14 protein-coding genes and 3 pseudogenes are annotated in these 22,638 nt (G+C 41.8%); all 17 read left to right on the top strand.

The annotated features are described in order from the left end of the window. Positions 1-10: 10 nt before the first annotated feature. Positions 11-610 (top strand): sugar transferase, encoded by a 600-nt coding sequence (locus ACYIA1_RS00345; protein WP_258920288.1) that lies wholly within the window; start codon positions 11-13, stop codon positions 608-610. A gap of 41 nt (positions 611-651) precedes the next feature. Continuing rightward, the gene (gene wecC / locus ACYIA1_RS00340; RefSeq protein WP_258919576.1) at positions 652-1,857 is read left to right on the top strand and encodes a UDP-N-acetyl-D-mannosamine dehydrogenase; all 1,206 of its coding nucleotides are present in this window, start codon (positions 652-654) and stop codon (positions 1,855-1,857) included. A gap of 424 nt (positions 1,858-2,281) precedes the next feature. Beyond that, positions 2,282-2,869: pseudogene (locus ACYIA1_RS00335) on the top strand (sugar transferase). A gap of 786 nt (positions 2,870-3,655) precedes the next feature. Then, positions 3,656-4,945, top strand: a complete 1,290-nt coding sequence (locus tag ACYIA1_RS00330; protein WP_147343204.1) for an oligosaccharide flippase family protein — start codon at positions 3,656-3,658, stop codon at positions 4,943-4,945. A gap of 47 nt (positions 4,946-4,992) precedes the next feature. Further along, positions 4,993-6,129, top strand: coding sequence for a glycosyltransferase family 4 protein (locus ACYIA1_RS00325; protein ID WP_057088977.1), 1,137 nt, complete (start codon positions 4,993-4,995; stop codon positions 6,127-6,129). A 1-nt stretch (position 6,130) separates the two neighbouring features. After that, entirely contained in the window at positions 6,131-7,438 is a 1,308-nt protein-coding gene (locus tag ACYIA1_RS00320) for an O-antigen polymerase (protein ID WP_157395950.1), read from the top strand. Continuing rightward, positions 7,435-7,962, top strand: coding sequence for an acyltransferase (locus ACYIA1_RS00315; RefSeq protein ID WP_258919574.1), 528 nt, complete (start codon positions 7,435-7,437; stop codon positions 7,960-7,962). Before ACYIA1_RS00320 ends, ACYIA1_RS00315 begins: the two co-directional genes overlap by 4 nt. 2 nt (positions 7,963-7,964) lie before the next feature. Beyond that, positions 7,965-9,074 (top strand): glycosyltransferase, encoded by a 1,110-nt coding sequence (locus tag ACYIA1_RS00310; RefSeq protein ID WP_008675157.1) that lies wholly within the window; start codon positions 7,965-7,967, stop codon positions 9,072-9,074. Then, complete coding sequence (locus tag ACYIA1_RS00305) at positions 9,071-11,191, top strand: bi-domain-containing oxidoreductase (RefSeq protein ID WP_008675159.1); 2,121 nt, start codon at positions 9,071-9,073, stop codon at positions 11,189-11,191. Before ACYIA1_RS00310 ends, ACYIA1_RS00305 begins: the two co-directional genes overlap by 4 nt. A 53-nt stretch (positions 11,192-11,244) precedes the next feature. After that, the gene (locus ACYIA1_RS00300; RefSeq protein ID WP_258919573.1) at positions 11,245-12,795 is read left to right on the top strand and encodes an alginate lyase family protein; all 1,551 of its coding nucleotides are present in this window, start codon (positions 11,245-11,247) and stop codon (positions 12,793-12,795) included. Positions 12,796-12,803: 8 nt separating this feature from the next. Continuing rightward, complete coding sequence (locus ACYIA1_RS00295) at positions 12,804-13,994, top strand: glycosyltransferase family 4 protein (RefSeq protein ID WP_057088981.1); 1,191 nt, start codon at positions 12,804-12,806, stop codon at positions 13,992-13,994. A 17-nt stretch (positions 13,995-14,011) separates the two neighbouring features. Then, a complete protein-coding gene (gene wecB / locus ACYIA1_RS00290) occupies positions 14,012-15,172 on the top strand; it encodes a non-hydrolyzing UDP-N-acetylglucosamine 2-epimerase (protein ID WP_008675163.1) in 1,161 nt (386 codons plus the stop codon). Positions 15,173-15,179: 7 nt separating this feature from the next. Beyond that, a pseudogene (locus ACYIA1_RS00285) lies at positions 15,180-15,674 on the top strand (hypothetical protein); the annotation flags it as partial. Further along, a pseudogene (locus ACYIA1_RS00280) lies at positions 15,674-15,850 on the top strand (YjbH domain-containing protein); the annotation flags it as partial. The pseudogenes ACYIA1_RS00285 and ACYIA1_RS00280, both read left to right, overlap by 1 nt. Before the next feature lie 570 nt (positions 15,851-16,420). Next, a complete protein-coding gene (locus tag ACYIA1_RS00275) occupies positions 16,421-18,682 on the top strand; it encodes a Helicase associated domain protein (protein WP_057088983.1) in 2,262 nt (753 codons plus the stop codon). A gap of 329 nt (positions 18,683-19,011) precedes the next feature. Continuing rightward, a complete protein-coding gene (locus ACYIA1_RS00270; protein WP_480333991.1) occupies positions 19,012-21,387 on the top strand; it encodes a hybrid sensor histidine kinase/response regulator in 2,376 nt (791 codons plus the stop codon). Continuing rightward, a complete protein-coding gene (locus ACYIA1_RS00265; protein ID WP_258919569.1) occupies positions 21,332-22,636 on the top strand; it encodes a sigma-54-dependent transcriptional regulator in 1,305 nt (434 codons plus the stop codon). Before ACYIA1_RS00270 ends, ACYIA1_RS00265 begins: the two co-directional genes overlap by 56 nt. Positions 22,637-22,638: the final 2 nt, after the last annotated feature.

The following is a 22,638-nucleotide window of genomic DNA, read 5'->3' as shown; positions in this document are numbered from 1 at the left end:
TCCCGACGGGATGTCTGCATTTGCACGTAATATAAAGCGTATCAGTGATTTTATCCTGTCATTGATTGCTTTGACAATTTTTTCTCCGCTATTCTTGATTTGCTACATTGTCATTCACATGGAGGATGGAGGAAGTGCCATCTTCAAGCAGGAGCGTATCGGCAGGTTCGGTCGTCCATTTTATATATACAAGTTTCGTTCCATGCGTCTGGATGCCGAGAAGTTCGGGCCACAACTCAGTCACAGCGGAGGTGACAATGATCCTCGGTTGACAAAAATCGGTCGTTTCATCCGAGCGCACCATTTGGATGAATTGCCTCAACTCTACAACGTCTTGCGTGGCGATATGGCATTCATAGGTCCGCGTCCCGAACGCAAGTTTTATATAGACCAGATACTTGAACACGACCAACGATACACCTATCTTTACCAAATCCGTCCGGGTGTAACATCGTATGCCACGCTATATAACGGCTATACGGATACAATGGAGAAGATGCTCCGACGCTTGGAATATGACCTTTATTATTTAGGGCATCGTTCATGGTGGTTCGACTTCAAAATTCTGCTGAACACATTCTGTGCAATTGTATTTGGAAAGAAATTTTGAATGATTGTACAAAATAATAACACTTATATAATAGATTGATAATGAAAGCTTGTTTTATGGGCTTGGGGTATATCGGACTGCCCACAGCCATCATTGCCGCCAAGCACGGCATTCAGATTATGGGAGTTGATATTAACCCTCAAGTAGTGGAAATGACAAATGCAGGACATCTGCATATCATTGAGCCGGGCATGGAAGAGATGTTACAGGAAGTGGTAAATGCCGGCTCGTTGAAAGCATCCATAAAGCCGGAGGTGAGCGATGCTTATTTCATGGTAGTTCCCACTCCATTCAAAGGAAATCATGAACCGGACACCAGCTATGTGGAAGCCGCTACGCGTGCCGTATTACCGTTGCTTAAGAAAGGCGATCTTTATGTCATTGAGTCCACTTCACCCGTAGGCACTACCGAAGCGATGTCCCGCCTCATTTTCAGTGAACGTCCTGAATTGGAAAGAAATATTTTTGTGGCTTATTGCCCCGAACGTGTATTACCGGGTAATGTGATTTACGAGTTAGTACACAACGACCGTGTCATCGGTGGTTTGAATCCCGAATCTACTGATAAGGCTATTGAGTTCTATTCTCAATTTGTGCAGGGCACGCTCCACAAGACTAATTGTCGTACCGCTGAAATGTGCAAATTGACAGAAAATTCCTGTCGTGATGTACAGATTGCCTTTGCGAATGAACTTTCTTTGATTTGCGACAAGGCAGGTATTAATGTGTGGGAGCTTATCAATCTTGCCAACAAGCATCCGCGAGTGAACATTCTGCAACCAGGTTGCGGTGTGGGTGGTCATTGCATCGCTGTTGACCCTTATTTTATCACAGCTGATTTTCCAGCAGAGAGTAAACTGATTGCGGATGCAAGAGATATCAACAACTATAAGTCTTTCTGGTGTGCGGAAAAAGTGAAGAACGTTATGTTGAAGTTTGGGTTGAAGCATCACCGCAAACCCTGTGTCGCTATGATGGGCTTGGCTTTTAAACCGAATATCGACGATTTGCGTGAGAGCCCCGCGAAATATATAACCACGAAAGTGATGCAAAGTTGCAATAATGCCAATATCCTGGTTGTGGAACCCAATGTGAGGGAGCACAATGTGTTCAAGTTGACAGATTACAAAGAAGCCTACGACAAAGCGGATATTGTGGTATTCCTTACGGCACACACACCATTCAAGGAACTGACGTGGAGAGATGACAAGGTAATACTGGATTTTTGCGGAATTTTCAGGGAATAAAAGAACTCTATATGGTAAATCTGCCAAACATATAAGAAGTATAGAACTTGACAGTATTATCCGTAACGAGCATAATAACGATGGATACCAGATCCATTTACATTATAAAAGCATAACAGGAATGTGGTATGCATACGGTTATTCGGCAAGACTTAGGGCTGTCTTCGTGAATATGCCAGAAGTGCTCAGACACCGTGTACCGTCACTGAACATAAATCTATTGTACCATTGCTACAGAATGCCGCAGAAATCATTGCCCAGACAGAATTCTATATAGGTTTGCAAAAGCTTGATGTAATAGGCATAAGCGCATATCAGAGAAAGGTAAACAAATTGAAAGATGGTATAGGTAAATGAAAGTAAAATCATAATAACCACTTCTGTGAATCAATACGTTCCCAAGGATTGCTTCATATCCAACAACATGCCGGTCTTTTCCCGCAATATCAAGCGTATATACGATTTCCAGTGGTCACTAGTAGTACAGATTCTCTTTTCACCACCGTTTTTTATCTGCAATATCGCCATCTTCAAGCAGGAACGTATCGGCAGGTTCTATACAAGTTTCGTTCCATGTGTCTTGATGCGGAAATATCCGATCCGCAACTGAGCCATAGCAACAGCAACAATGACTCTCGCCTGACAAAAGTCGGGCATTTCATCCGTGCATATCATTTGGTTAAGTTGCCGCAATTATACAATGCCTTGCGTGGTTATATGGCGTTAATTGAGCCGCATCCCGAACGGAAATTCTACATTGACCAAATTATGGAACATGATTACAGTATTCTTATTTCTATCAGATCCGCTTGGGCATAACATCATATGTCACGTTATATAACGGTTATATAGATACTATGGAAAAAATCTCAAATGGCAGGAGTATGACCTCTATTATTTAGGGTACCGTTCCTAGCTTTTTGACCTGAAGATACTGATTAATATATTTTACAGTATTGTATCCGGGAAAAATCTGATACTGTGTCAGCTGGGCGATCAGTATAGAAAGTGAAAGAAAAGACCGTCAACTTATGTGGTCTGGTGGAGAGAGAGGAGATAAAGTCTTTTTCTATTTATACGAAACCTTCAAGTGGTCGTTTTTCTGAGCATGAGTTCCTTGAATTTAGGCATCCTTTGCGAAGTCAGAATTGAATAATTAACGAATATAATTAAATGAAAGAACTTTACAATAAAAAAATAAACGAGCGCTCTATATTTAAATATTTCTTAGGATTGCTGTCTCGCATAAGACTGTATTTGAAATACGGCTTAATACGTATGTATGCGCGAATACGAGGGGCTTATATTGGGCGAAATAGTATTATAACATGGAAACTCGCATGTCGTGCTAACAAGAATCTCGTCATAGGTAATGATTGCATCGTAGAATCGTGGAACATTGATTTGAGGAGTAAAGTAGAAATATGTGACAATGTTATCATAAACAGAGATGTAGTTATTATTAGAGTAAGTCATTATATCGATAATGACAAGAGCTTTACCACACGTTTCTATCCCGACCTGAAAATTGAAATGTATTGTTGGTTATGTACTGGGTGTATAATATTACCGAGTGTCAATACTATTGCAGAAGGTTCTGTAGTAGGGGCATATTCAGTACTTACAAAGAGCACGATACCGATGGGAGTATATGCTGGTAATCCCGCAATTCTCAAAAGGTTGCATAACACAAATTTTGAGGACTTAGTGGTATCCAGCTTGATGGGAGGAGATTTGTTTTATTATGTGAAAGCAAAGAACTTAAACTAGTTTGCTTGAAAAGAATAAGAAAAGAAAAATGCTGAATAAATTACAAAATTCACCTATAGCACGCGGTTTTACCCTTACTATATTAGGGAGTGGATTATCTAAACTGATTATCATTATACTTACATTTTACTGTACAAACAGATTAACAAAGTCGGAGTTCGGTGAGTATTCTTTGCTCCGGAATACATTAAATATGGTGCTGTGCGTTTGCGCACTGAATTTCTCATCGCTTTGTACAAAATTTACAGTCGAAATAAAGACCTCTCTTGATTCTTATTATCGCTTGCTTATATTGACTGCATTTTCCTTGTCAGTTTGTACATTGCTTGGTTTTTTTTTAATACTACTACCTTCAAACTTTTTAGAATCAGTAATCGGGACTTCTAATCTTAACTCCTATGTTAAAATCATTGGACTGTTGCTACCTGCACTTATGTTTCAACCTCTTATAGAGGGTATTCTCAAGGGATTAATGGAGTTCAAGACAGTAGGTATGTTGCAAATAATATCCTCTTTGTTTTTTCTTGTTTCCACGATTGTCGGGATTCATCTCAACGGCCTCAATGGAGCTATTGTCAGCATGTTGCTGTACTATTCATTCTATACACTGATTTCTTTATATACAATATGGAAGACTAAACCTGATATCCAATTGCATTTTGAAAAATCAAAGTTCAAGGAGAATCTACCAGTCTTGTCATCAATGATAATACCTGTTTTTGTAATGTCCTTTATTGAAGCTCCTGTTCTTTGGATTTCACAATTAATGCTTGCGCATTATAGTTCAACAGAAGCAGTCAGCAGTATGACCATCATTTTGCAGATAAAAAATTTCACCATCTTGATTCCTTCTTATTTTTTCAGTACATTCATGGCGTTTGCTGGAAAAATGAGTGTAAAAAAGGAGTATCCCTCATATTTTAATAAATTCAGCAGATTGATTCGCCTATTCGCTATCTACGGTGTGTCAGTGGCAATTATCATTTCAATGATGGGCAACTTGATATTGTCTCTGTATGGTAAATCATATGTTTCCGACAATACGGGACTCATCTTGTCTAACATAAGTATTCCTCTACTTGTTCTTATTGGGCTAATAAAAATAGATCTGATAATACAAGAACATCAAAAGCAATTGCTTTACATTTCTATTGGCTGGAACATCATATGGTTAATACTTTTCTTTGTTGCATTAGAATATAAAGCAATGCCTCTACACGCATTTTTTGGAACACAGTTTATAGGTATATTATTTCAATTTTTGCTATTTTGGACTATTTACAATAATGACAGGAATAGGTTGTTCCCATACACATAAAATCAATTCTGAGGAAGCTCATCTACTTAAATTTTTAAAATAAAGAAATGAAAATAGCAATAGCTTTAACCGGACGTTCGCATCTGCTGAACGTCTCAAGGTCACTTATTGAAATAGGGCATGAAGTGACGTTTTATACGTGTATTCCCAAATCTCGGTGCAAAAGATTCGGTCTACCAGCAGAAAATGTAGTGTCTCTGTTTCCTCTTCTTGGTTGGTTATTTATATATCGTAAAATTAAAACGATGTGGCTGCGTGAGATGATTCTCTCGTGGTTAGATTACTTGGTTGATAGTTGTGTGGCATGGATTCTTAGACCATGCGATGTGTTTATTGGCGCAAGTACTGTGGTTGTAAAATCATCTGTAGTGGCCAAGAATAAATATAATGCAACTGTTATCTGCGACTGTGGCACGAAGCATGTACTTGAGCAAAACAAGATACTAAGTCAAATTCCAAGTGCAAGAAGAATTGCATATAGTGTTATAAAGCGGGAATTAAAAAATTACAAATTTGCTGATTATATCACAGTGCCTTCATTCCATTCGATGGAAACATTTTTAAAACATGGGATACCTCAAAGCAAATTGTTCCGCAATCCATATGGTGTGGACATCTCTCTCTTTGGACCAACAATGAAACCTGCACCAGACCAATCTTATGATGTAATAATTATTGGTACTTGGCGATACATAAAAGGTGTGGATTTACTGTCAAAAGTCTGTACCGATATGGGATTAAATTTATTGCATGTTGGTGGTCAGTTCGCTAATTGCCCATTTCCTAATACACCTTTGTTTACTCACGTTCCACCTGTTGATGAGAAGGAATTAACAAACTATTATGCGAAGGCAAAAGTATTTGTGCTTCCCTCTCGAGCTGAGGGATTGGCACTTGTTTTGGCGCAAGCTGTTGTATCCGGATTACCCGTGGTTTATAGCAAAGATACGGGAGGACACGATATAAAAAAACTGATTGAGCCGAAAGGAGATTTTATGTTTGAAATGGAGTCTTTCTCAGAAGAATCTTTGAAAGCGTGCATAGAGAAAGCGTTGATGGCATATCAGAATCAGCCTGATGGTGTTCCACGAAACTACACCGTGCCCCAAAAGCTGGAAAAACTGACATGGACTGCATATGGACAGCGCTATGAAACATTGTTTGACAAGTTAATTCATGAGTGATGTGGAAACAATAAGTTCTATAGGCTTCTTATGCTGTTGTGCAACCGGCGTTGCCATTATCCTTGATTTTGCATATAAGTACATCCGTGCATCAACAGACGAGTTTTTGTCACCTATAGTGTTTATAGAGTTGGTATTACTTTATTATACGGTAATATCGCCATTAATTCTTATTAGTAATAGCGACACATACTATGGCTACAAAGATATGAGTCCCTACATCTCACTGTCATGGTGCGGATGTTTCGTTTTTTATGTGTCACTTATGTTAGGTTACAAGGTTGCTCTATTTCCATATTTTTCAGTGGCTTTCGCTAAAGATACACAGGATAAGGTCAATCTCAAAAATGTATTTAACATTGGAGCCATTCTTGTCTTGTTAGGTCTTTTCCTCTACATGATTAATGGTGGTTACAGTTTAAAGCAACTTTTCATTGGCGGAGTAAGCGAATCTGTTGAGCTGACCAGTAGCTTTTTATCTGGCTATGGAAAACAAATGATAAATTTCTGCATTCCCGGATGCTGCCTAATGCTGATAGCGTATTTACAAGAGAAACATTCCATATATAATAGAGTATTGCTTGTTGCTGCTGTAACACTGTCTTTGAGCAGTTTTATGATTGCCGGCTTCAGATACCGTATCATATATTTGTTGATGGCATTCTTTACAATATATTACATCCAAAAACAGAAAAAACCTAATTTGGCACTGTGGGGATTGCTATTTGTCATTCTTGTGCTTTTTATGGGAGTTATCGGAGCCACGAGAAACTATCATAAAGGACTTGATTCTTCACAATTACAAAATCAGACAATTAGCGAACTAATGCAAAAAGGGATGAATGACACTCGCATATTCTATGCAACGGGAGCCTTAATGAATGATGTGTCTTCCAATTCAAATTTTGTCTATTTCACTCCAATATACACAGCAGTCTGTATGCCTATTCCAAGAAGCATATTTAGGGACAAGCCTGATGCAACATATCTCGTAGATATGAATGTAAGAATTTGGGGAACGGCCAAATATGGAATAGCTTTCATGTGCTACGGTGAAGCTTTCTACGCCTTCGGTTGGGCAGGCATAATTCTATGTGGATTATTGTTGGGCATATTTTCACGTTATGTGTATTCTTTATATCATACTAATGACAAGTCTGTTTCTGCCTTGTTATTTCTGTCAACGTATAATGGGTTTATGTACGTAGTGTTAACACGCGGATACTTTGCCCAGCAAGTTACCATATTTTTTCTTATCATAGTCATACCCATGCTTTTATATAAAGGATTAATGCGATTGAGAATATGAAAAAAAAACTTTCAAAACTCGTTTTTCTTTTACAGAAGTGGAACTGTAAAATAGCATTCCACATAAATCATCGTTTTTATATGCGTATGTATATACCTCTATTAAAAAAAAATGGAGTAAAGATAAATGGCATACCACGGTATATCGGTATTCATGTTTCTTTTGACGACTTCAGTAAAATAGAAATAGGAAATAATACCACAATCAGTGACGAGTGCCATCTGCTTACTCACGATTATAGTATCACCAATGCTTTTCGTGCAACGGGCAAGATATTAAGCAAGGACATAGCTTTAGTCCGTGGTATAAGGATAGGTAATAATGTATTTATAGGGAAAAAATCAATCATTATGCCTAACTGTGAAATCGGGAACAACTGTATCATTGGCGCAGGAGCAGTTGTACGAGGAAAGATACCCGATGGCTCTGTAGTTATTGGCAACCCAGCTCAAATCGTCGGAGATGTATTCAAGCTTGCAGAAAAGTGGGAGAAGCTTTCTTTGGACTACATAAGGAAAGATTAACAATGAATATTCTTGTCAATACATCGAACTTGAAGGCTGGAGGAGGATTGCAAGTTGCAGATTCGTTTCTTTCTCTCTTATATTTATATACAGAACATTCGTTTTTTGTTGTCTTGTCGGAAGCTCTGTTTTATTTAGAGAGGCCAATGGAAAAGTATGCCAACTGCACCATCTTAAAGTATGATATGCCTAAGAGTATAGGCGGACTTATTTGGGGAAAGAATGCTCATATGGACTCCATCGTAGAAAAATACCGAATTGATGTTGTCTTTTCTATATTTGGGCCTACATTGTGGAGACCAAAAGTGCGGCATGTCTGTGGTTTTGCGCGCCCACAAATCATTTACACAAAATCACCATTTTTCAAAAAAATATCACTTAAACAAAAGTTTGCTTACAAAATAAGTGAACAGTTTAAACTGTATAATTTTGACAAAACGTCAGATGTACTGATAACCGAAAACAAAGATGTAAGCAAGAGGCTTTCTTTGAAATTGCCACATAAAACTGTCTATACGGTAACAAACTACTATAACCAAATATTTGATAACAAAGAGAGGTGGATTAATGATATACAATTGCCACCATTTGATGGTATAACGCTTTTGACTGTCTCAGCCAACTATCCACACAAAAACCTTGACATCATCTTCAAAATTATAGATTTTTTACAAGAAAATAAACTGGATTTAAAACTGAGATTTGTGATAACATTAAGTAAAGAGCAATTCCCTATGTCAGAGAAATACCAAAAATATATCATTCTGACGGGAAAGTTAAACATTGCGCAATGTCCGCATTTGTATGAACAGGCGGATATCGTATTCTTGCCAACCCTATTGGAATGTTTCTCAGCTTCATATGCAGAGGCTATGCGTATGGGGATACCTATTCTTACAAGCGACTTGACTTTTGCAAGAGGTTTGTGTGGAAAAGCCGCTGAATATTGCGACTCTTTATCGATAAAGTCAATACTTGACGGAATCATAAAACTGCAGTATAAAAAAAGAAAAGACGAACTTATAGAAGCAGGTCATCAACAGCTAAAAAAATTCGATACAACGGAAAATCGTGCAAATAAATACATACAAATAATTAATAACGAAATATGAAGCAAATAATTCAAGATTTAAAAAACGGTGAAACTATTTTAGAGGAAGTACCTGTACCACAGGTTAAAGCCGGATATGTCTTAATCAAGACATCTCGCTCTTTGGTATCATTAGGAACGGAACGTATGCTTGTAGAATTTGGCAAAGCAAATCTTATAGATAAGGCACGCCAACAACCTGACAAGGTAAAACAGGTATTGGATAAAATAAAGACAGACGGAATACAACCCACTCTCGAAGCTGTATTCAACAAACTTGGACAGCCTCTTCCGCTCGGCTATTGCAATGTAGGAACTGTTATTGCACTGGGGCGGGGTGTTACAGAATTTAATGTAGGGGATAGAGTAGCATCAAACGGAAACCATGCAGAATATGTTAGTGTGCCTAAAAATCTTGTAGCCTTGATTCCTGATACTGTAAGTGATGAAGAAGCTGCATTTACTGTTATTGGATCTATTGGCTTACAAGGTATTCGATTGCTCAACCCCCAAATAGGGGAAACTGTTGTAGTGATAGGGTTAGGACTGATAGGTTTAGTTGCCAGTCAACTTTTACACTCGAATGGTTGTCATGTTATTGGAGTTGATTTTGATGAGCAAAAAGTACAGCTTGCTAAATCATTTGGTATTGATGCCATTAATCCGGCAAAAGGCATTGACCCTATCAAATATGTAGAAGAGGTAACGGCTGGAATAGGTGCTGATGCAGTTTTAATAACGGCATCATCGAAAAGTAACGATATTATTCATGAGGCTTGTATAATGAGTCGTAAAAGAGGACGGATTGTATTGGTCGGAGTGGTAGGATTGGATATGCGCCGTGATGACTTCTATAAAAAAGAACTGTCCTTTCAGGTTTCTTGTAGCTATGGTCCAGGGCGTTATGATGAGGAGTATGAAAATAAAGGTCATGATTATCCTTTGCCATACGTTAGGTGGACTGAAAAAAGAAATTTTGAAACCATCCTGAACTGTATTGCAACAGGACGGTTGAACGTCTCTACATTGATAACCGAACGTGTTCCACTTGAACAATACGATACCATTTACGGAGATATGCGAAGACAAGGCAGTATCGCATCAATCTTAGAATATCCTATCGAATCTAATATAGAACGTATAATTAAAGTAGAAAACAGACAATTTAAAAATACTTCAAACCGAAAATTTGGAATAATAGGAGCTGGTAATTATGCTTCAGGTATGATTGTCCCTTGTCTTATAAAAGCAAAAGCTCCTATCAAGTATATTGCTTCAAGTCAGGGGCTAACAGCAAAAATACTAGCCAAGAAAGCCGGAGCTGAAGCAGCAACAAGTGATTATCATGAAATGCTGAAAGACGAAGAAATAGGCTGTGTAATTGTTTCAACTAGGCATAATCTACATGCGCCAATACTCATCGAGTCGTTAAAAGCAGGAAAGAGTGTTTTTGTTGAAAAACCTTTATGCTTGAATCCAGAGGAGTTACAAGAGATACTTGCTGCATATCACTCTGCTCCAAATGGCACAACGATAACCGTAGGATTCAATCGCCGCTTTTCTCCTTTTGCTGAAAAATTGAGAGTTCTAGCAGGAGAAGGCCCTAAAAATATCGTTGCCACGATGAATGCAGGCTCTATACCCAAAGAGATGTGGGTGCATGATATGGAAGTTGGTGGTGGTAGAATCATCGGAGAGGCTTGCCATTTCATTGATTTGTGTTCCTACTTAGCAAATAGTAGTATTGTGAGTGTCTGTATGAATGCTTTAGGAGAAAACCCACAGGAAAATACAGATAACGCATCCATCATTCTACGATATGCAAATGGTTCGAATGCCGTCATTAACTATTTTTCTAATGGTTCTAAAAGCTATGCTAAAGAGCGTATAGAGGTATACAGTAATGAACGTGTATTCGTGATAGACAATTGGCGGAAATTGACCGCTTTTGGAGTAAAAGGATTCTCAAAGCTAGCAGGAAATATGGATAAAGGGCAAAAAAAACAGTTTGCTCTTTTAAACGACCGAATGCAAAATGGAGGCGAACCGTTAATCCCAATGTACAGTATTATAAATACGACAGAAGCTTGCTTCGCTGCCATTGAATCGCTTAAGCAACACTCTTGGATTAATCTTTAACTTCTATAACTGTACTAAACCGGTTGTGTAATAAAAGGATTATTGAAAGGAACATGTCTATTTTTTCTTTATTTCATACTATTCATTATTTAAAGATAAAGCAAATTATTTTCCAGATTATATATCGTTTATATATCCCTCCATTTATACAGCGATGTCAAGTCGGTGTTTCTATGCTTTTGAAAGATGACATAAGCAAATATACCTGTAACAATGACATGTGCTTTACATTCTTGAATCTGTCATCTGATTTCAAGGGATGGAACGATATATCTAAAGGTATGCTTTGGGCATACAATCTGAACTATATGGACTGGCTCTTGCAGGAAGGGATGAGTTATGAGAAAGGGGCGGAATGGATAGACCGATTCATAAGCGATTTGCCTGGCAATCGTATCGGGCTTGACCCTTATCCGATAGCACTACGAGGAATTAATTGGATAAAGTTTATTTCCTTGCGTAGGGAAAGCATTGATGAAAGGCATCTGAAGCAATGGAATGACAGCTTGTATTCGCAATATGTGTTGCTTTCTAAAAAACTAGAGTATCATCTGATGGGAAACCATCTTTTGGAAGATGCCTATTCTCTTTTCATAGCGGCTCTTTATTTCAAAGATGACAAGTTTTACAGAAAATCAAAAAAAATGCTCTGGCAGGAATTGAAGGAGCAGATACTCCCTGACGGTGCGCACTATGAGCAGTCACCCATGTATCATTGTATCCTACTTGATAGGCTGTTGGACTGTTACAACTTTTCCTCCTACAATATACGGTTTGTTGGTCAGGAAACTTTCAATGAATGCCTGAAAGAAAAAATCGTCCTGATGTTGGGGCATTTGGATAGCATCGTGTGGAAAGACGATACAGTTCCCTTATTCAATGATTCGGCATACGGTATAGCACCGACAGTTTCCGAATTGAGAGCATACGCCAAAAGATTGAAGTTGGAATGGAAGTCCTTACTAATGAATGGATGTGGCTATAGGAAGCTTTGTTCAACACGTTTAGAAGCAGTTGTGGATGTGGGTAATATTACCGCAACCTACCAGCCGGGGCATAGCCATGCCGATACATTTAATTATGAACTGCGAATTGACGGCAGACCGTTTATTGTTGATACAGGTATTTCTACTTACAACAAGACTGCAAGAAGGCAGTACGAACGAAGTACGTCAGCTCATAACACTGTAACTATCGGTAACAAGAATTCTAGTGAGGTGTGGGGAGGTTTTCGCATAGGTAAAAGAGCTAAAGTAAAAGTACTATCCGATACCGAGAGTGAAGTTATGGCAGAACACAATGGCTTTAAGGGATATATACATCAGCGAAAGTTCGCTATTAACGATGAGGTGTTTACGATAAATGATGAAATCATCGGTAATAATACAGCAGAATGTATCAGCTATATTCATTTTGCACCCGATATTGAGCTTCTAGCCATGTCGTCAACTGAAATAAGAACCAACAGGGCTAATATTGTTGTTTCTGGTGCAATTTCTATAGATATTATAAATGATTTTGTATCAATAGAATATAATCGTCTAAAACCTTCAAAAACGATAAAAATATTATTTGACAGAAGTTTAACATATCGAATATTCTAACATAAAATATGAAGATTTTAATTGTATCGTTCTACTATACTCCTGAACTTGGGGCTGCTCCTTCCCGTATAGCCAATATGGCTGAAGGGCTGAAAACTCAGGGAGCGGAAGTGGATGTGTTAACTTGTTTGCCGAATTACCCTCAAGGACAAATATTTGAGGGTTATAGAGGTTGCTTGTCAAAAAAAGAAAAGATTAATGGCATAAACGTGTATAGATATTGGACTTATGCAACCGTGTCCAAGAATCCTTTTAAGCGAGCAGTAAGTATGATGTCATTTGCGACCATGTTATGGTTGTTTGCTTTTAAGATAAAGAAGATCCAAAGTTACGATAGGGTGATCATCCAAAGCCCTCCACTACCAGTGGCTGGTTCGGCCATCACGCTTTTCAAAAAAATATTTGGGCGCAAGATTCTTGTGAACATATCCGATTTATGGCCACTTTCTGCTGTTGAGCTTGGAGCAATGTGTGAAGGTGGGAAGATATACAATATTTTCGCATGGATTGAACGTTATATTTATCGCAATGCAGACGGTATTTTCGGTCAGTCTGAAGAGATAATCCGGCATGTGAATCAATTTCCTTCGACAAAAAACAAGTTTGTATACCGTAATTTGCAGCAATATGCGGTTGCAGCTCAACTCAAAAGAAAGCATACGCCCTTTCGCATAGTATATGCCGGACTATTAGGTGTGGCACAAGATATATATTCAATTATCGAAAATATTCCGTTTAAGTCTATTGGCGCAGAGTTCCACTTATACGGTGGTGGAAATCAGGCAGAAAAAATAAAAGAATATATAAATAAGCATCCCGATTGCTTTGTATATTATCATGGTTACGTAAAGAAAGAACAAATAGCCAAAGAGTTATCAAAATACGATGCTTCAATTGTTCCACTTACCGTGGCAATCAGAGGAGCAGTGCCATCCAAAATATATGATCTTATACCTATTGGCATACCTATACTGTATTGTGGGGGTGGAGAAGGAGCTGAAATTGTGTCGAAATATTATTTAGGAATGGTTTCACAGCCACATGATTTCAAACAATTACACAGTAATATTATCAAGTTGATTAATCTTCCTGACGAAGAATACCGCACAATATCGAAGAACTGCTTGAATGCGGCAAAAAATGAATTCGATTTTAGCAGACAGATATATCGTTGTTATGATTTTATAAAATCAGTCTGATATAAAAAAATAATTCAATGAAGAAAATAATGTTGGTCTTCGGCACCCGTCCGGAGGCAATCAAGATGGCTCCGTTGGTGAAAGAATTCCAGAAGCAGCCGGAACAAGTGGAAACTGTAGTATGTGTAACCGGACAACATCGGGAAATGCTAGACCAGGTGTTAAGAATATTCGATATTCATCCGGATTATGATCTGAACATTATGAAGCAGGGACAAGACTTGTATGACGTGACGGCTCATGTACTAACAGGTCTGCGTGACGTACTAAAAGAGGTTAAGCCAGATGTGGTGCTGGTGCACGGTGACACGACTACTTCGACTGCTTCGGCTTTAGCAGCGTTCTATCAGCAGATTCTTGTGGCGCACATCGAAGCGGGACTGCGTACGCACAACATCTACAGCCCGTGGCCGGAGGAAATGAACCGGCTTTTGACAGGACGGTTGGCAACCTATCATTTTTCACCGACTCCGTTAAGTCGCAATAATTTGATTAAAGAGAGCGTTGATGACCGTAACATCATCGTTACTGGGAATACGGTGATTGACGCACTTTATTGGGTGGTGGATAAAATCAAGAATGACAAGGTCTTAGATAGTGAATTGGTAAAGGTGCTGGTTAAAGCTGGATATGACGTAAACCGTTTGAATGGTGGTAAGAAGCTGGTGTTGATTACGGGGCATCGTCGTGAGAACTTTGGTGATGGGTTTATCCATATGTGTACAGCCATCAAAGACTTGACAAGAAAGTACCCAGATGTGGACTTTGTCTATCCTATGCATTTAAATCCCAATGTACGCAAACCGATACATGAGGTATTTGGAGAAGACCTTTCTGGTCTTGGCAATATGTTTTTTATCGAACCACTTGAATATTTATCATTTGTATATCTAATGGAAAAATCTACCATAGTATTGACCGATAGCGGTGGTATACAAGAGGAAGCTCCGGGATTGGGTAAGCCGGTATTAGTGATGCGCGACACAACGGAACGTCCGGAAGCATTGGATGCAGGAACGGTAAAATTGGTGGGGACGGATTATGACAGGATAGTAAATGAAGTATCTGTTCTGATTGACGACAAAGTTGCCTACGAAAAAATGAGCAAAGCGGTGAACCCTTATGGGGACGGTCTTGCTTGTAAACGCATTGTAAACGCATTGCTGTATAGAATATAAAATGGACATGGGGTTGAACTTGAAACTCTGTTTGCTGGCATTCGGAATATTCATAGCCTCATCGGTTTTGCATGCTCAAGAAGTGGTTGAGCCAAAAGTGGAAGTTTTTGCCGGTGCAGAACTGCATTACCGGGATATCTTCTATGGCAAGATTTATGAAGTGCTTGTAAACGTGACTCCCGGTTTGAAATGGAATATGGGCAAGCAATGGAAACTGGCCGGACAAGCAATTATTCCGGTTTATAATGACTATGGCGACCGCTACAAGAAGATCCGCCTGAACATGGCGGTACTCTCGAAGGAATGGGACTGGAACGGAAAACAATTTCTGAAAGTCAGTGGTGGCCTGTTCGGTAAGGAACGTTATGGACTGGATACCAAATGGATGTATTTGGCAAATCGCTGGCTGGCATTGGATGCACAAATGGGCGTTACGGGGTTCTGCTCGATGGCAGTCGACTGGGAATGCAGCAAGATGGAACGGGTGACCGGACAAGCCGGGGTATTACCTATCAGCCCTCTTTTCAAAAGAACCTGCGTGTGATTGCCGAATATACGGGTGATGATGTGAACGTAGGCTTCGATTGGAAATTATGGAAACATCTGTTGATACAGTCCTCCCTGCAAAACGGGAAGTATTTCTCGGGAGGAGTGTGCTTCTGCATCAACCTGCTATAAAAGATAATATTGCTGTCCAGTAAAACTTTAGCATGATAGAAACTAGACGATTTTTATCCCATATAACATGAATTTGACTAGTATAAATGTTTTCTAAAGGCTTTTTATGCTTGGTACTATCAATTTCACACATGGCTAAAAGACAACTCTCTTTTTGCAAAATTGATGTAATTTGGTGTATTTGTGCTGGATATAAGATTGTGCCGATTTTTATCGGACAGCAATAAAAAGATAACAAGGATGCCTACAGTCGTTGTACGTTTTGAACCATGCAAGAAAGATCCCGTTCGTGGTACGATTTATTATCATATCTACCAATGGTTTAACTGCGTATAAAATTCTTCTCGCCTCCGTTTGCCGGCTTCTTCTTGGGATGAAACTGCAAGGACAGTCAGGATGGATCATCCTGATTCCTGTCGCTTCCATATCCAAATAGAGGCGGATCTCCGGCTTTTGAACCGGATTATAACGGAAAATGTTACGACCGGCTGACGATGGACGATATGATAACCCTCTTTAAACAGCAAAGGACGATAATCAAATGAACCTTTTGATTTGTAAGCGAATAGAATGGTGCCGTCTTTGACAGATTGCTATCGCCGTCTAGGCTTCTGGGTAACAAAATCTAAGGACGGACTGCAGATAGGCTTCAAGCCGGAAATGGTACATGCCATCGTGAAGGAGGTCTGGAACGAACGTCCTTTGACCCGTTCGGATGCTGAAAGGTTTTATGAAAAGCTTTCTTCACTGAACAAAGAGTATCGAAATCTCTATTTCAGGATCGTAGCGCACGGCGGATTTCTGCCGGAGGCATTGGATTTTGAACTGCACGGGCTGAGCGTTTCGGATGAAAATTATATTGAAAGCCTCTTGTCCGGAAGACATGTGGAGCTTTATCCGCATAACGAAGTGGCTTACAGGGCGATCACGCAGGGATTCAAACAGCACCGTATCGGTGCGGTCGTGCAGGCTACCGGAACAGGGAAATCCTATTTGCTGGCACGCTATATTACGGATCATGCGAAGGAGAAGATACTGGTCTTTGCTCCGAACATCACGATTCTGGATGAGATCCGGAAAGCCGTCGGATTCTCTGCCCCGCAAGTGACGTACCGGACATTCCAGTCACTGACCCGTAACAGAAAGGACAATGGGCTGTTACGGGCAGAGCATATCCTAATCGACGAGTTTCACCATTTCGGGGCGGAAATTTGGGGAAGCGCCTTGCAGGAAGTGATAGAAAACAATCCCTGTGCCTATGTCCTGGGAACGTCGGCAACGCCGATCCGTCCGGAGGGAATGATCGATACGGTGGATCTTTATTTCGAAGGGAATTTGTTTTATGAGCTTACCTTGCCGCAGGCTTGGTATTACAATATCTTACCGATTCCGGTTCTGGTACAGAGTGCTTACGGGCTGGACAACGAACTGGACCGGCTGCAAAGAAAGCTGGAGCGCAGCGGTTGTTCAAAAGGACGAAAAGAAAAGGTACAGAGGAAACTGGATCTGGCACGTGTGGATTTCAAAGAGGCTTTGGGAGCACCGGAGGTCATCCGGAAGTTCCTGCCGACAAGCGTACGCAAACTGCTGGTCTTCTGTCGCGACCTCACCGATTTGAAACAGATGGTGCCGGAAGTATGCGGATGGCTCACGCGAGCGGGACGTGCCATCACCCCATTCGAGATCCATCATGCCCAAGGTGAACGGCAGAACGGCCGGATACTGGATGCTTTCCGGGAAGAATCAGACCGGCTGCACGTATTGTTCTCCGTCAATATGCTGATAGAAGGACTGCATGTGGAGGGTGTGGATGCCGTCTTGTTCCTTAGGCGGACGGAATCATACATCGTTACCTTGCAGCAATTGGGCCGCTGCCTGGATGCCGGGGCAGGAAAACAGCCGGTCGTCTTGGATTTCGTCAACAATCTTTCAGGAAAATCAGTCTATGACGTGATGGCTCCCCACTTGGAGCGTCTATCTCTCCTTCCGTCACCCAAAGGATTCGAAGGGAACACCTCTTTTCTGGCGACGGGTTTCCTGTCGGACATACGGCTGCGCATAGAGGAGATATTGGCAGAACTGGAGCCCTGGCAGATTATGTATGAGAGGCTGATTGAATTCCGTCGGGAAGAAAACGACTGGCCGTCGGTCACGGAAGGAAAACTCGGCCTGTGGTGCAACACCCAACGTATCGCCTATAAACGGGGAAAATTGCAGGAGGAGCGTCGCCGCCAGCTGGAATCAATCGGCTTCGAATGGAACCAGCTCGACTCCAAATGGATGAAAGAATACCGTGCGTTGAAGTTTTTCCTCGATACCTGCGGACGCTGGCCCAAACGTGAAGACGGCCCACTTGCGACCTGGTGTTATACCCAGCGGGAAAGGCGGAAGGATGGACGTTTGAGCAAAGAGCGTATCCGGGCTTTGGATGAGATCAGCTTTGTCTGGAATCAGGACCTCCAAGGGGAATGGATGAAGAACTACGAGGAACTGAAGTCTTTTGTCGGAAAATTTCACCGTTTTCCTAAATCGACAGAAGGGAACTTGGGCGGATGGTGTCATACACAGCGAAAAATGCGCAAATTGGGGAAATTATCCTATGATCGCCGGATTCTGTTGGATAAAATAGGATTCGTTTGGTCGGCGGAACAGGTCTGGCAAGGTAACTTCGAACAATTGTGCCTGTTTTATAACCGACAAGGACGATGGCCGGGGTGCCGTGAAGGTGCTTTGGGACGCTGGTGTACCATTCAAAGACGGGATTACCGCAAGGGAAACATGTCAGACGAGCGAAAAGCACAATTGGAAAGAATCGGTTTCCCTCTTGCCTGATATGGAATATATTCGATTCTATCTGTTATGAAAGTTGTCTATTCAATTATAATCAACATTGGAACAGTGTCTGTCATTACCCGAACTTGGAACCGCCAGCATACGAGTGGAACCAACTGATAAAACCGGAATAAGACCAATCTCATAAAGTAAATCGTTATTGATTTATCCCAATATGGAAGCCCTTGTCTGAAGCCGGTTATCGGAGAAGACAGGGGCTTCTTCTATATTTTATAAATGAATTATAGATAACTATTACACTGGCTTGACGAATCCGTTACAAATCCTTGGTGGTTTAAAGTGAGTGTTTACGTAAAATGAAAATATTTATGGTAGCAAGGAAAGCTTCATTACAGCATAAGGTTCTTTTAGGGTATATGATATTGATCATGGCTGTTTGCGGCATGGTTTCCATCTTGTTATACGAACGGAGCCGCATGCGTGAGATAAAAACGGAAACATCGGAGATACGCAGGATACGCCATGACATCAGTACGGCGCATCGCTATATCACGGAGCTTGCCACCTATGGAGAGTCCGTCATTGTCTGGGAGGATACCGATTTTCGTGAGTATCGCAGAAAACGCTTGCAAACGGACAGCTTGTTACAAATATTGAAAGTGAGTTGTGGCACGTTCGTCCAGCCAAAGCAGATAGACTCCCTATGTCATTTATTGGAAGCCAAGGAGATACATCTGCTCCGCATTATGGAGACCATTACCAGACAGGGGGAAGCGGACAGCCTGCTCGCAAATCGTCTGCCTATTGTTATCAGGGAAGCGGTTCGTACCCGGACAGTCACTCAAAAGAAAAAAGGGATTGCCGGTTGGTTCGGTGGGAAAAGGAGCGTACAGGTCTTCGAGCCATCGAAAGGGCTGCAAGATTTGAATGACAAGCTGATCGCCATGCAAGAGGAACGTGAACGCCGGATAGACATGTATACCGACAGTCTGCGCATACAGAATAAGGCCTTGAACCAGAAGTTGCAAATACTCATCACCCATCTTGACGGGCAAGCGCAGGCGGCGTTCATCAGTCGTGAGGAAAAAATCACGGAAGCCGGAGATTTTTCTTTCAAACTGTTTGTCTTGGTAATCGTCTCCGCTTCCTCCTTGCTATTCATCTCGTTCCTGATCATACGGCATGACATCAGGAAAGAAAGGGAAGGGCGGGCACAGCTCCAAAGGATAAACCGAGAGAACGAGGAACTGCTCGGTATGCGTAAACAGATCATCCTGACCATCTCGCACGATATACGAGGACCATTGGGTAATATCAACAACTGCGTGGAACTGGCCTCGGAAACCCGTGAAAAGAAAAAACGGGAAGGCTATCTGGAGAACATCCGCCATTCCTGCCGCCATATACTGAATCTGGTGAACAACCTGATGGATGTTTATAAGATCAATGAGACCAAGGATACCCGTAACGAGGTTCCTTTCCGTCTAAACAACTTGCTTGACAACATATCGAAGGAATATGCCCGCAAAGCGGGTGGCCGGGCCTTGCTGTTCGAGCACCGGCATAAGAATGTCGGTGATATTACAGTGAGAGGAGACGCAGACAAATTGGAACAAATATTGGACAATCTGCTGACAAACGCCATCAAGTTCACCCTGTCGGGTACGATCCGTTTCCATACCGAGTACATGGCGGGAAGATTATATGTGGAGGTCGGTGATACCGGTATCGGTATGGACGAGGAGACATTGGAACGTGTCTTCCGTCCGTTCGAGCGTGCGGCGCAGGAGATAAACTCGGAAGGTTTCGGTCTTGGGCTTTTTATCACGAAAGCTCTTGTAAAGGTACTGGACGGAAGCATTGAAGTAGAGAGCCGACCAGGTAAAGGTACAACATTCTGCCTGTCGTTTCCCCTTTCGGAAACGACAGGAGAACCGGAAACAGAGGAGCTTCCGGTACAATCTGCGACGATACTTCCCAAACATGTACTGGTAGTGGATGATGACAGCATCCTTCTGAAAATAACGGAAGACATGCTCGGGCGCAACGGGGTGGAATGCACGACCTGTCAAAATGCAAAAGAAGCCATTCTAGCACTCGACCGCTTGGATTATGATTTGGTATTGACAGATATACAGATGCCCGTGACCGATGGTTTCGGCTTGTTGAGATTACTGCGTAACTCGGATATCGGAAATTCCCGTACCGTTCCGGTCGCTGTCATGACGGCACGGGGGGACGGGGACTCGGGCGTGTATATGAAGTCCGGTTTTTGCGGTTGCATACATAAGCCTTTCTCTTCAAAAGGACTGCTGGCCTTTATCTCCTCCGTTACGGAGGGCAGAAGTGCAGGCATGTCTCCGTTCGACTATTCCCGCCTGATGGAAAGTACGGACGACCGTCGTCATATGTTCGGTCTTGTCGCAAAAGAGTCAGAAAAGGATCTTGCCGAACTGGAGGAGGCTTTAAGAGAAAACGATCGGGAAGCCATGCGGAGGATCGTACATCGGATGGCTCCGGTCTGGGAGTTGTTAGGGGCCAACGATGTACTGTTCGGTTATCGGAAGCTCCTGCATGACAAGACCTCGAGTGACGAGACGGTCAGAGAGTACACGATGAGAATTATGAAACAGATACGGTTACTGATAGACGAAGTAAATAATGAATTAAGAAAGAAAAATGACGGGGATGAAAAAGACTTTATTGATCGTGGAGGACAACCTGATTCTTTGCGATATTCTTGAGAGATGGCTACAGAAAGCCGGTTACAGGGTATTGACGGCCATAGATGAGCCTTCGGCACGCCGGAAAATCAAGGGGAATAACGTGGCGCTGGTACTGACAGATGTCCGCCTTCCCGAAGGGGATGGCATCAGCTTACTGGAATGGAGCATCTCCCAAGGATTACATATTCCTTTTGTGGTGATGACCGAACATGCCTCCATTGCAGATGCGGTGCGTGCCGTCAAATTGGGCGCGAAAGACTACTTGCCCAAGCCTGTCCACGAGGAGTTGCTGATGGAACTGTTACGGGGATTGATCGGTCTGCCAGTTTCCGTTCCCCCGAAGAAATCATTAATGAAAAGGCTTAGCGGGGCGATCCGGGAGACCGAACGGATAGCTTGTCGTGTGGCTCCTTTGAATTGTTCCGTCATGATCCTTGGACCGAACGGTAGCGGGAAAGAATCTGTCGCACAGCTGATCCAACAGCATAGCGGGCGTAAGGACAAGCCTTTTGTGGCGGTGAACTGTGGTTGTATCCGGGGGGAACTTGCCGCATCTGAGTTCTTCGGCCACGTGCAGGGGGCGTTTACCGATGCGAAAAAGGATACTGCCGGGTATTTTGAGACGGCCAAGGGCGGTACGCTCTTCCTTGACGAGATCGGGAACATGCCTTCCGAAATGCAAACACTGCTGCTCAGGGTATTACAGGAAAGAGTGTATTGTCCAGTGGGCAGCCGCAAAGAACTTGAAGCCGATGTACGGATATTGTCGGCCACCAACGAGGATATGGAGCGTGCCATACGGGAGGGACGTTTCCGGGAGGATCTGTACTACCGTCTCGCCGAGTTTGAGATACGCCAGCCCTCTCTCTCCGAATGCCCGGAAGATATATTGCCTCTGGCTGACTTCTTTCGTGAGCAACATTCAGAAGAGATACGTGTGGAGACCTCCGGTTTTACCGAACAAGCCAAAATCTCCATGCTTTCCCACTCATGGCCGGGCAATGTGCGTGAACTTGACAACCGGATAAGACGTGCTGTCCTGTTGGCGCTATCTCCATTGTTAACCCATAAAGATCTGAATCTTAATGCGACCATCTGTAGGACAGGCGAAAAATGTAAAAAAGGCTTGATGGAAGAAGCAGAAGAGAAAGAACTAATAAGGAAGATTCTGGAAGAATGTGGAGGTAAGATCAGTCGTGTGGCGAGAATGTTGGGGATGAGCCGTCCGACGCTATACAAGAAAATGGAAAGGTATGGGTTGAGATAACA

The organism is Parabacteroides sp. KHUB-02 (genome assembly GCF_056640955.1).
The sequence above is the reverse complement of the archived record's forward strand: the minus strand, read 5'-3'. Positions and strand labels throughout refer to the sequence as shown.